This is a genomic window from Herbaspirillum huttiense (assembly GCF_004367745.1).
In the GTDB taxonomy this organism is placed as follows: Bacteria; Pseudomonadota; Gammaproteobacteria; order Burkholderiales; family Burkholderiaceae_D; genus Herbaspirillum; species Herbaspirillum huttiense.
The window spans coordinates 3,780,390-3,792,894 of the sequence record NZ_CP037993.1 but is presented as its reverse complement, the minus strand read 5'-3'; the positions used below and the strand labels follow the sequence as shown (position 1 = coordinate 3,792,894).

Below are 12,505 nucleotides of genomic sequence, written 5' to 3'. Positions count from 1 at the left end.
GTTTTTTATTGCCCGTTGCCCCTTGTCCCTTGGTATTGTTGCCAATCCTGACCCGCGCGGCGCAGACTGCGCGCTTCCTCCCTCACCTGATTGCCCATGCAAAAGAACAGCCAGTTCACGCTCTTCTCCCAACGGCGCTTCGCTCCCTTCTTCTGGACCCAGTTCCTGGGAGCCTTGAATGACAACGTGTTCAAGACGGCGCTGCTGACCATCCTCACCTATGACGCGCTGTCCTGGACGGACATGGATCCGGGCTTGCTCAACAACCTCATCCCGGGTTTGTTCATCCTGCCGTTCTTCCTGTTTTCGGCCACCTCCGGCCAGCTCTCCGACAAGCTGGAAAAGGGCCGGGTGGCACGCTTCGTCAAGCTGCTCGAAATCGCCATCATGTGCGTGGCCGCCTATGGCTGGATGACGCATCACCTGTGGCTGCTGATCGCCGCCGTGATTGGCATGGGTGTTCATTCGACCCTGTTCGGGCCGGTGAAATACGCCTACCTGCCGCAGCAGTTGAAGCGCGAGGAACTGGTCGGGGGCAATGGCCTGATCGAAATGGGCACCTTCGTCGGCATCCTGCTGGGTGAAATCCTGGGTGCGGTGCTGGTCGTGCACAAGCCCTGGGGCCTGCACCTGGTGGCCGGGATCACCATCGGTATCGCCGTGCTGGGCTGGCTGGCCAGCCTGCGCATTCCGCTTTCGCCGGCCCCGGTGCCGGACCTGAAGGTGAACTGGAATCCCTTCACCGAGACCGTGCGCAACCTCGGTTATTCGCGCCGCAACCGGCCGGTGTTCCTGTCGCTGCTGGGCAATTCCTGGTTCTGGTTCTACGGGGCCATCATGCTGGCGCAATTCCCCGTCTATGCGAAGAACTACCTGCATGGCGACCACAGCGTCTTCGTGCTGCTGCTGGCGGTGTTCTCGGTCGGCATCGGTGCCGGTTCGCTGCTGTGCGAGCGGCTTTCCGGGCACAAGGTGGAAATCGGGCTGGTGCCCTTTGGCTCCATCGGCTTGTCGGTGTTCGGACTGGAGCTGTATTTCGCCAGCCAGGCCTATGTCACACCGTCGGCCATGCTGGACCTGGGCGGCTTCCTGGCGCAAGGCGGCAGCTGGCGCATCCTGTTCGATTGCCTGGGTATCGGTCTGTTCGGCGGCTTGTACATCGTGCCGTTGTTCGCGCTCATCCAGACCCGCTGCGACCCGGCCCACGTCTCGCGCACCATCGCCGGGATGAACATCATGAATGCGCTGTTCATGGTGGTCTCGGCCTTGGTGGCGATGGTGTTGCTCAAGGCCGGGCTGACGATCCCGCAGATCTTCCTGGCCACGGCCATCATGAACGGCGTGGTGGCGGTCTACATCTTCTCGCTGGTGCCGGAATTCCTGATCCGCTTCCTGGCCTGGATCCTCATCCACACCTTTTATCGGGTGCGCATCATCAACGGCCAGGCCATTCCTGATGAAGGACCGGCCGTGCTGGTGTGCAATCACGTGAGTTATGTCGATGCGATTGCCATCATGGCCGCCAGCCCGCGCCCGGTGCGTTTCGTGATGGATCACCAGATATTCAAGATTCCGGTGATGTCCTGGCTGTTCCGCAACGTGCGGGCTATCCCGATCGCACCGGTCAAGGAAGATCCCTGGCTGACCGAAAAGGCCTTCGTCGATATCGCCCAGGCCTTGCACGAGGGTGAACTGGTGTGCATCTTCCCGGAAGGCAAGCTGACCCGCGATGGCGAATTGAATCCCTTCAAGGGCGGCGTGCAGAAGATCATCGACCGCAGCCCGGTACCGGTCCTGCCCATGGCCTTGCGCGGGCTGTGGGGCAGCCTGTTCTCGCGCGACCCCAGCAATCCGGTGGCGCGCACCTTCAAGCGCGGGCTGTTCTCGCGGCTGGAACTGGCGGTCGGTGAGCCGATTGCGCCCGACGCCGTGAGCCCGGAAGGGCTGCAGGAGCAGGTCCGGGCGCTGCGCGGTGACTGGAAATAAACCTGCCTGAGGGGGAGCCTGCGGCCTGGCGCGGCTCGTCGGCATCGGCCGAGGCTGGTAGAATCGCGGCTTCCCCTATTTTTGCGCGAATTCCATCATGTCCGGCAATACCTTCGGCACGCTCTTCACCGTCACCACCTTCGGCGAATCCCACGGCCCGGCCATCGGCTGCGTGATCGATGGCTGCCCCCCGGGCATGACGCTGTCCGAAGCCGACATCCAGCCCGAACTGGACCGCCGCCGTCCCGGCACCTCGCGCCACGTGACCCAGCGCCAGGAGCCGGATACGGTGGAGATCCTCTCCGGCGTCTACGAAGGCAAGACCACCGGCACGCCGATTGCGCTCTTGATCCGCAACCAGGACCAGCGCAGCAAGGATTACGGCAACATCCTCGATACCTTCCGCCCCGGCCATGCCGACTACACCTACTGGCACAAGTACGGCATCCGCGATCCGCGCGGCGGCGGCCGTTCTTCGGCGCGCCTGACCGCCCCGGTGGTGGGCGCGGCGGCCATCGCCAAGAAGTGGCTGTTCGAGAAATACGGCACCACCTTCAAGGGCTGCATGAGCCAGCTGGGCGATATCGCGATTCCCTTCGAATCCTGGGAGCACGTGCCCAACAACCCCTTCTTCGCCGCCAACGCCAGCATCATCGAACGCCTGGAAGACTACATGGATGGCCTGCGCAAGGAGGGCGATTCCATCGGCGCGCGCATCGACGTGGTGGCGCAGAACGTGCCGGTGGGTTTGGGCGAACCACTGTATGACAAGCTCGATGCCGAGATCGCCTACGCGCTCATGGGCATCAATGCCGTCAAGGGGGTGGAGATTGGTGCAGGTTTCGCTGCGGTGGCGCAGAAGGGTTCCGAGCACGGCGATGCGCTGACCCCGGAAGGTTTCGTCGGCAACAACGCCGGCGGCATCCTGGGCGGCATCTCGACCGGGCAGGACATCACGGCCTCGATTGCCATCAAGCCGACCTCCAGCATCCGCACGCCGCGCCCGTCCATCGACAAGAACGGCGAGCCAATCTCGGTGGAAACCTTCGGCCGCCACGATCCCTGCGTGGGCATTCGCGCGACTCCCATTGCCGAAGCCATGCTGGCCCTTGTGCTGATGGATCACGCCCTGCGTCATCGCGCACAATGCGGCGATGTGAAGGTTGAGACGCCGGCCCTGCGCTGAGCGGCCGGAAAGTCCTGCCAGGAAGCCGGCCATCGCACATGCGGTCGCCGGTTTTTTCTTGTCTGAAACAATTTGCAAAGAGCCGGGTCGAAGCGGCTCACGGCTGACTGACGGCAACACGCACGCCAGCAGACCGGGACCCGAGATCAATATCAATTACTCAATGGAGGCGGGCATGGTGCTCAAACCTATCATCAAGAACAGTCTGCTGGCTGCAGCCCTGGTGGGGCTGGTGGCTTGCGAAACCGTACAAACCACGCAGGGCGGTGCCGTCGGCATCGATCGCAAGCAGCAGATGCTGGTGTCCTCGGCCGAGATGGAAGCCTCCTCGGCCAAGGAATACGCCCAGGTACTGGCCGAAGCCAAGAGCAAGGGCCTGCTCAACCGCAATGCCGCCCAGGCGCAGCGCGTGCGCACCATCGCCAACCGCCTGATTCCGCAGACCGGCGTATTCCGTCCGGATGCGCTGAAGTGGAACTGGGAAGTCAACGTGCTGACCTCGGATGAGACCAATGCCTGGTGCATGCCGGGCGGCAAGATCGCGGTCTATACCGGCCTGATCGACAAGCTCAAGATCACCGATGATGAATTGGCGGCCGTGATGGGCCACGAGATCGCCCACGCCCTGCGCGAGCACGCCCGCGAGCGCGCTTCGCAGCAGGTGGTGGCCAATTCCGCCATTTCCATCGGTGCCGCGCTGTTGGGCCTGGGCGATGTCGGCAAGCAGGGCGGCCAATACCTGTACATGGGCCTGATGGGCTTGCCCAATTCGCGCGCCAACGAAACCGAAGCCGATCGCATCGGCGTGGAACTGGCTGCGCGCGGCGGCTATGATCCCAAGGCCGCCGTCACGCTGTGGCAGAAGATGGCCAGTCTGGGCGGCGATGAGCCGATGAAGTTCATGTCCACCCACCCCTCCAGCAGCGAGCGCATCGCCGACCTGACGGTCTACGCCCAGCGCGTGGAACCGCTGTACCAGCAGACCCGCAAGCGCTGATCCCGGCGTTTTCGGGAAAGACCGAACCGGCATTGCTTCCTGCACGGAAGAAATGCCGGTTTTTTCATGTCCGCCGCAAGTTCTGCGCTTTTTCTGCTGCCTTGCAGCATTATTCCCTGTTGCTGCGACGCGGCGGAAAACACGGCAGGGAGGTCAGACCTCTCGCTTTATGGCATAATCAAACGCTATTTTTCCCGTTCAGCATCCCTTTCTCGTTTCCGCCGGACCGCAACATGCTCAAGACGCTTTACGACAAACTCTGGGAGTCGCACGTCGTTCATACGGAAGATGACGGTACCGCCATCCTGTATATCGACCGCCACCTGCTCCATGAAGTGACCAGCCCGCAAGCCTTCGAAGGCCTCAAGCTAGCCGGTCGCCAACCCTGGCGGAACTCGGCCAACCTGATGGTGGCGGACCACAACGTCCCCACCACTGACCGCGCCCAAGGCATCGCCGACCCGATCTCGCGCCTGCAGGTCGAAACGCTGGATGGCAATGCAAAAGAATTCAGCCTGACGTACTTCGGCATGAACGACAAGCGTCAAGGCATCGTGCACGTGATCGGCCCTGAGCAAGGTGCCACGCTGCCGGGCATGACGGTGGTCTGCGGCGACTCGCACACCTCCACCCACGGCGCGTTCGCCGCGCTGGCCCATGGTATCGGCACCTCCGAAGTCGAACACGTGCTGGCCACGCAGACTTTGCTGGCGCGCAAGTCCAAGGCCATGCTGGTGCAGGTCGACGGCGCGCTGCCGGCCGGCGTCACCGCCAAGGACATCGTGCTGGCCGTGATCGGCAAGATCGGTACCGCAGGCGGTACCGGCTACGCCATCGAATTCGCCGGGTCGACCATCCGTTCGCTGTCCATGGAAGGCCGCATGACGGTCTGCAACATGGCCATCGAAGCGGGTGCCCGTGCCGGCATGGTGGCCTTCGACGACACCACCCTGGAATACCTGAAGGGCCGTCCCTTCTCGCCCTCCGGTCCGCACTGGGAGCGCGCCGTGTCGTACTGGCGCACCCTGCATTCGGACCAGGGGGCCAAGTTCGATCTGGTCGTGACCCTGAACGCCGCCGAGATCAAGCCGCAAGTCACATGGGGCACCTCGCCCGAGATGGTGGTGGCGGTCGACGCCCGCGTTCCCGATCCCGACAAGGAAAAGGACCCGACCAAGCGCGATGGCATGGAAAAGGCCTTGGCCTACATGGCCCTCAAGCCCAACACCCCCATTGAAGACATCCGCATCGACAAGGTCTTCATCGGTTCCTGTACCAATTCCCGCATCGAAGACTTGCGCGAAGCCGCCAAGGTGGTGCGTGGCAAGTTCCGCGCCTCCAACGTCAAGCTGGCGATGGTGGTGCCGGGTTCGGGCCTGGTGAAGGAACAGGCAGAACGTGAAGGCCTGGACAAGATCTTCCGCGATGCCGGCTTCGAATGGCGTGAACCGGGCTGCTCCATGTGCCTGGCCATGAATGCCGACCGCCTGGAACCGGGCGAGCGCTGCGCCTCGACCTCGAACCGCAATTTCGAAGGCCGCCAGGGCGCCGGTGGCCGTACTCACCTGGTGAGCCCGGCCATGGCCGCGGCGGCTGGCATTGCCGGTCACTTCGTGGACGTGCGCTCTCTGTAAGCACGGGCTTGTGAATCTTTTCGAGAGAATACAACCATGAAAAAAATCTCCGCTCTGGTTCTGCTGGCCGTCGCCCTGGGGGCGCTGGCTGGTTGCAATACCGTCAACGGATTCGGCAAGGATGTCGAAAAGGTCGGCGAGAAGATGCAGGACGCCAGCAAGAAATAAGCAGAAAAACGCAGGATCAGACAGTGCAAGGCTGCGGCCAGCGTGCCGCAGCTTCAGTTTTTGAACAGGAAACAGGAAGGGCAGGGCAGAGCAATCAGCAATCGCCCCGCCGACCCGAGGTCAAGCTCATGAATAAATTTATCGTGCATGAAGGACTGGTAGCGCCGCTGGATCGCGCCAACGTCGATACCGATGCGATCATCCCCAAGCAATTCCTGAAGTCGATCAAGCGCAGCGGCTTCGGCCCCAACCTGTTCGACGAATGGCGTTACCTGGACCATGGCGAGCCGGGCATGGACAACAGCAAGCGTCCGCTCAATCCCGATTTCGTGCTCAACCAGGAGCGTTATCAGGGTTCGTCCATCCTGCTGTCGCGCAAGAACTTCGGCTGCGGCTCCTCGCGTGAACATGCGCCCTGGGCGCTGGACCAGTACGGCTTCCGCGCCGTGATCGCGCCCAGCTTCGCCGACATCTTCTTCAACAACTGCTACAAGAACGGCCTGCTGCCCATCGTCCTGACCGAACAACAGGTCGATCACCTGTTCAATGAAGTCAAGGCCTTCCCGGGTTACCGCCTGGTCATCGACCTGGAAAAACAGGTCGTCAGCACCACCAATGGCAGCGAAGTCTATCCGTTCGACATCAGCGAATTCCGCAAGTACTGCCTGCTGAACGGTTTCGATGACATTGGCCTGACCCTACGCAAAGCCGACACCATTCGTGCCTACGAAGAGAAACACCTGCACGAACAGCCCTGGCTGAGCAACACGATCTGAAGAGGATCGTCGAGACAACAGCAAAGGGCGGTCAGATGGCCGCCCTTGTCGTTACTGTCGTTACTTATTCCAAGAACGTCTTCCAGCACTGCTGGAAACACTGAGAAAGAGAAACCATGAAGATTGCTATCCTGCCGGGTGACGGCATCGGTCCCGAGATCGTCGACGAAGCCGTCCGCGTGCTCAATGCCCTGGACGAGAAGTTCGAGATGGAAACCGCCCCCGTCGGCGGCGCTGGCTATGAAGCGCACGGCCATCCGCTGCCGGACGGCACCCTGAAGCTGGCCAAGGAAGCCGATGCGATTCTCTTCGGTGCGGTGGGTGACTGGAAGTACGACAAGCTGGAACGCGCCCTGCGCCCCGAGCAAGCCATCCTGGGCCTGCGCAAGCACCTGCAGCTGTTCGCCAACTTCCGTCCGGCGATCTGCTATCCGGAACTGACCGGTGCTTCTTCCCTGAAGCCCGAGCTGGTGGCCAACCTGGACATCCTGATCGTGCGCGAACTGAACGGCGACATCTATTTCGGCCAGCCGCGCGGCATGCGCGAAGCGCCGGACGGTCCGTTCAAGGGCGCACGTGAAGGTTTTGATACCATGCGCTATTCGGAACCGGAAATCCGCCGCATCGCCCACGTCGCCTTCCAGGCCGCCGCCAAGCGCGGCAAGCGCCTGTGCAGCGTGGACAAGGCCAACGTGCTGGAAACCTTCCAGTTCTGGAAAGACATCGTCACCGAAGTCGGCAAGGAATACCCGGACGTCGAGCTGTCGCACATGTACGTGGACAACGCCGCCATGCAGCTGGTGAAGGCACCGAAGAACTTCGACGTCATCGTCACCGGCAACATGTTCGGCGACATCCTCTCGGACGCCGCCGCCATGCTGACCGGTTCGATCGGCATGCTGCCCTCGGCCTCGCTGGATGCCAACAACAAGGGCCTGTATGAACCTTCACACGGCTCGGCCCCGGACATCGCGGGCAAGGGCATCGCCAATCCGCTGGCGACCATCCTGTCGGCAGCGATGATGCTGCGCTTCTCCTTGAACCGTGCCGAGCAGGCCGACCGCATCGAGAACGCCGTGAAGAAAGTGCTTGCGCAAGGTCTGCGCACCGCCGATATTTATGAAGAAGGCTGCACCAAGGTCAACACCCAGCAGATGGGTGAAGCCGTGGTCAAGGCCCTCGCCTGAGATCAACGTCGCCTGGCCGCGCCCCAACCGGTGCGGCCAGGCGCTTGAAATGCCGGATGGTCCGGCGCAAATGGGTTCAATCTGATTTGTTCACCATGGAAGTTCTAAATAGGGAAAGATGATGAAACTGGTTGGTTTGGTTGGCTGGCGTGGAATGGTGGGTTCGGTCCTGATGCAACGCATGCAGGATGAAGGTGATTTCGATCACATCGAACCGGTGTTTTTCTCGACTTCGAATGCGGGCGGCAAGGCGCCGTCGTTTGCCAAAACGGCAACGACCCTGAAAGACGCCAACAGCATTGAAGAACTGAAGAAATGCGACATCATCATCACCGCACAGGGCGGCGACTACACCAATGAGATCTTCCCCAAGCTGCGCGCGGCTGGCTGGGATGGCTACTGGATCGACGCCGCTTCCTCGCTGCGCATGAAGGATGATGCCGTGATCGTGCTGGATCCGGTCAACAACAACGTCATCAAGGATGCGCTGGCCAAGGGTGTGAAGAACTACATCGGCGGCAACTGCACCAACTCCATCCTGCTGATGGGCGTGGGCGGCCTGTTCAAGGAAGGCCTGGTCGAGTGGGTCAGTTCTATGACCTACCAGGCCGCTTCCGGCGGCGGCGCCAACCACATGCGCGAGCTGTTGAAGGGCATGGGCGTCATCAACGCGGCGGTGGCCGATGAGCTGGCGACCCCGTCTTCGGCCATCCTGGACATCGACCGCAAGGTTGCCAAGACCATCCGTGAGGACGTGCCGACCGAATTCTTCGGCGCGCCGCTGGCTGGCGGCCTGATCCCCTGGATCGACGCCCAGCTGGAAAACGGCCAGTCCAAGGAAGAGTGGAAGGGCCAGGCTGAAGTCAACAAGATCCTGGGCAACGAGCAGATCATCCCGGTGGACGGCCTGTGCGTGCGTATCGGCGCGATGCGCTGCCATAGCCTGGCGCTGACCATCAAGCTCAAGCGCGACCTGCCCCTGGCCGAGATCGAGTCCATCATCCGTGCCGGCAACCAGTGGGTGAAGTGGGTGCCCAATGACCGCGCCGTCACGGTCAAGGAACTGACCCCGGCGTCCATCACCGGCGGCCTGGAAATCGGCGTGGGCCGCGTGCGCAAGCTGAACCAGGGGCCGGAATACATCTCCGCCTTCGTCATCGGCGACCAGCTGCTGTGGGGCGCGGCCGAACCGCTGCGCCGCATGCTGCGCATCATCCTGGGCAACCTGGAGTGATGCCGGCGGCCGGGATTCATCCCGGTCACTGCACCCGCTGCGTTGCTGCAATGCGAATAGGACTTGCCTTTCGCGTTGTCAGTCTGCAACAATAGCCCGCCAGCGTCCATGCGAGTGGATGCTGGCGGGTTTTTCTCATCTTGAGAAAGTAAGTACACTTGCGGGTGTAAGTTCTTGATGTTAATTTGAAAAGCCAATCCATTTCATGAAAGCCAACATGTGGCAGCGCCCCGGACGGACGCCTGCTGGATTTGATGAAATGGATCTGCTCCGTCCGCTGGCCTGCAAGAAAAGCCGTGAAAACAGCAAGCCGGCACGGACAAGGAGTGGCGCAGGCCGGGTTGCAGGCCGCGCGGCATCTGCCCCATTCACGGAGTGGTACGGCATTCCCAGGCCAGCACCGGGTTGAACGCCAGCGTGACGGGTTTGAAGCGGAACGTTTCTCTAAGCCAAACAAAACATGCCTGTACATACCAACAAGAAGCTTCCCCTGTCCCAGATGAAGACACTCAGCGCTGCCATCGCGCTGGCCATGGCCTTGCCGCTGGGGGCGCAGGCCGCCGCCTTGGGCAAGCTGACCGTGCTCTCGTCGCTGGGCCAGCCGCTGCGTGCGGAGATCGAGGTCACCGCCGTCGGTGCCGACGAGGCCGGCAAGCTTACGGCGCGCCTGGCACCGGCGGAAGCCTTCCGCCGCGCCAACATGGACTACAACCCGGTGTTGAGTTCGCTGTCCATCGTGCTGGAGCAGCGGCAGGGACGTCATGTCATCCGCATCAGTTCGTCCCAGCCGGTCAGCGATCCCTTCGTCGACCTGTTGCTGGAACTGGGTTCGGGTGAAGCGCGGCAGTTGCGTGAATATACTTTCCTGCTCGATCCTCCGGACAGCAAGACCCCGCGCAACGCCCAGGTCGCGCCGCTGACACCGGGCAATGCCCAGGCCGCCACGGCGGCTGCGGCCGCGTCACCTGCAACACCGGCCGCCGCCCCTGCGCCGGCCCCTGCCGCAGCTCCTGCGGCGGCTGCCGAAGCGCCGGCAGCTGCGATGGCGGCACCTGCTGCGGCTGCACCCGCCGCAGCGCCTGCACCGGCTGCTGCGCCTGCCGCGGCTGCTGCGCCGATGGCCAGTGCGGCGATCCCGGTCAGCGGTGAAGAGCCGGCCACCAGCATCGTGCAGCGTCCTGCTCCTTCGCCGCTGGCCGAAGAACTGATCCGCCGCCAGCAGGCCGCCCCCGAAAATACCCCGGCTTCGGCCAGCCCGGATGCCATGGCGACCGCGCCGGCCGCCGGTCCTGCCGCCTCCGGCAGCGTAGCCGCCCCCGCAACAGCACCGGCTGCGGCCAGCGGCGGCAAGAGCGCCGATTATCGCGTCAAGCCCGGTGATACGCTGGGGAGCATTGCCAACCGCAACCAGCAGCCCAATGTCTCGCTGGATCAGATGCTGATTGCGCTGTACCGTGCCAATCCGGACGCATTCCAGGGCAACAACATCAACCGTCTGCGGGCGGGCAAGATCCTGTCGATCCCCGACCAGCCCACGGCTGCCGCCGTCGACCGCGACGAAGCGCGCGGCATGGTCGTTGCGCAGGCCCAGGACTTCAACGCTTACCGCAACAAGCTGGCAGGACAGGTCGCCAATGCACCTGCCGGCAAGGCGGGCAGCAATCGCCAGAGCGGCGGGGGCAAGATCACCGCGCGGGTAGAGGAGCGTTCCGGCACCCAGGATGCACGGGATCGCCTGGAGCTCTCGCGCGCCAACAAAGGCCGTGGCAAGACCGGCAACGCGGGCGCCGCTGCCGAGGACAAGGCCGCCAGCGAACGTGCGTTGGCCGAAGCCAATGACCGCGTCAAGGATCTGGAAAAGAACGTCGACAACCTCCAGAAACTGCTGGAGCTGAAGAACAAGACCATCGCCGACCTGACCGCGCAGCAGCAGAAGGAGGCGGAGGCCGCCAAACCGGCAGCTGAGGCAACGGCCGCGCCTGCCGCCGACAAGCCGGCCGAGGGTGGCGACACCAAGCCCGAGGACAAGCCCACGCCTGCCGCTGCGCCTGCCCCGGCTCCCGTTGCTGCGCCGGCCACTGCGGCGGCTCCGGCGGACAAGTCCGCCAAGTCCGGTGGTTTCGTCGACAAGATCAAGGAAAATCCCTACATCGTGGCCGGTGCGGGCGTCCTGGTCGCGCTGCTGGCAGTCGGTGGCGGCGTGCTGGCCATGCGCCGCCGCAAGAAGAAGTCCGAGGACGGACCGGCTGAACCTGCCATCGAGCCTGAGCCTGCGCCTTCACCTGAACCCGTGGCGGCGGTGGCTGCCGTCGCACCCGAGCCCGAGCCTGAATCTGAGCCCGCTCCGGTGGCCGAGCCCGAGCCCGCCGCCGAAGCTGTCGTGGCACCGGTGGTGGCGGCACCTGTCGAAGAGCCGCCGGTCGACCCGATCGCCGAGGCCGACATGTACATCGCCTATGGCCGCGACGAACAGGCCGAGGACATCCTCAAGCTGGCCCTGCAGACGCAGCCCGAGCGCCAGGCCCTGCACGCCAAGCTCCTTGAGATTTATGCCAAGCGCGGCGACGTGGACAATTTCAACCGCGTGGCGCTGAACCTGCATGCCCTTAGCGGTGGCCTCAACGAAGCTTGGGTCAAGGCAGCTGCGCTGGGCCTCACCATCGATCCGACCAATCCGCTGTATGGTGGCACGTCGGCCGAGCCGGAGCCTGAGCCTGAAGAAGCCGCGGGCATGGAATTCGACCTGTCCGACTTCAAGGCGGCCGAGGTACAGCCGGAAGCCACGCCGACGCCCGCCGCCGCCATGGACTTGGGCAAGGACATCGATTTCGACCTGGATCTGGAAAACGGCACCAAGCCGGATGCCGACGAGCCCATCCTGCCGCCCTCCAGCGGCGCGGCCTCGGCCTCAATGCTGCTGGACAGCCTGGACGATGCGCCGCCTGCCACGACCCTGGCCGACCTCGACCTGAGCCTGCCGGAAGACACCCCGGCCCCGTCGGCGGCCAACATCCTGGAAGAGGACGAGGAATCGGCCTTCGAGCAGGAAATGACCACCAAGCTGGACCTGGCCGCCGCCTATGAAGAAATCGGCGACAAGGAAGGCGCCCGCGAATTGCTGGAAGAAGTGATGCGCGGCGGCAACGACGCCCAGGTGGCGCGCGCCAAGTCCATGATCGCCGCCCTGGGCTGATCCCGGCATCAGGAGCGATTACAATAGCTTCATCTCGCGGGCAGCTCGCATGAGCTGCCCGTTCGTTTTTTATCGTGCCGCCAGACCGTGGTGTGCGGGCTGTATGAAGCTTTCTGCAGGCTTGCGCAGGAACCCGGCCGCTTG

General features: G+C 63.3%; 9 protein-coding genes. All 9 read left to right on the top strand.

The features are described from left to right. The first annotated feature begins 96 nt into the window (after positions 1 to 96). The 9 genes from E2K99_RS17005 (at position 97) to E2K99_RS16965 (ending at position 12,361) form a co-directional block, all read left to right on the top strand. Complete coding sequence (locus E2K99_RS17005) at positions 97 to 1,986, top strand: MFS transporter (protein WP_134222972.1); 1,890 nt, start codon at positions 97 to 99, stop codon at positions 1,984 to 1,986. 97 nt (positions 1,987 to 2,083) lie between these two features. Beyond that, complete coding sequence (gene aroC / locus E2K99_RS17000; protein ID WP_134222971.1) at positions 2,084 to 3,172, top strand: chorismate synthase; 1,089 nt, start codon at positions 2,084 to 2,086, stop codon at positions 3,170 to 3,172. Between the two features lie 175 nt (positions 3,173 to 3,347). Continuing rightward, positions 3,348 to 4,169 carry a M48 family metallopeptidase gene (locus E2K99_RS16995; protein ID WP_205703693.1) on the top strand — a complete coding sequence of 274 codons (822 nt, stop codon included), beginning with the start codon at positions 3,348 to 3,350 and terminating at the stop codon, positions 4,167 to 4,169. A 233-nt stretch (positions 4,170 to 4,402) separates the two neighbouring features. Beyond that, entirely contained in the window at positions 4,403 to 5,803 is a 1,401-nt protein-coding gene (leuC, locus tag E2K99_RS16990; RefSeq protein WP_034333111.1) for a 3-isopropylmalate dehydratase large subunit, read from the top strand. A gap of 36 nt (positions 5,804 to 5,839) precedes the next feature. Further along, entirely contained in the window at positions 5,840 to 5,971 is a 132-nt protein-coding gene (locus E2K99_RS16985; protein ID WP_121045014.1) for an entericidin A/B family lipoprotein, read from the top strand. A 128-nt stretch (positions 5,972 to 6,099) separates the two neighbouring features. Further along, the gene (gene leuD, locus E2K99_RS16980) at positions 6,100 to 6,747 is read left to right on the top strand and encodes a 3-isopropylmalate dehydratase small subunit (RefSeq protein WP_034333116.1); all 648 of its coding nucleotides are present in this window, start codon (positions 6,100 to 6,102) and stop codon (positions 6,745 to 6,747) included. Positions 6,748 to 6,863: 116 nt separating this feature from the next. Beyond that, positions 6,864 to 7,934, top strand: a complete 1,071-nt coding sequence (gene leuB / locus E2K99_RS16975; RefSeq protein ID WP_017452965.1) for a 3-isopropylmalate dehydrogenase — start codon at positions 6,864 to 6,866, stop codon at positions 7,932 to 7,934. Between the two features lie 121 nt (positions 7,935 to 8,055). After that, complete coding sequence (gene asd / locus E2K99_RS16970) at positions 8,056 to 9,168, top strand: aspartate-semialdehyde dehydrogenase (protein WP_039784953.1); 1,113 nt, start codon at positions 8,056 to 8,058, stop codon at positions 9,166 to 9,168. Between the two features lie 499 nt (positions 9,169 to 9,667). Beyond that, positions 9,668 to 12,361, top strand: a complete 2,694-nt coding sequence (locus E2K99_RS16965; protein WP_420840834.1) for a motility hub landmark protein FimV — start codon at positions 9,668 to 9,670, stop codon at positions 12,359 to 12,361. Positions 12,362 to 12,505: the final 144 nt, after the last annotated feature.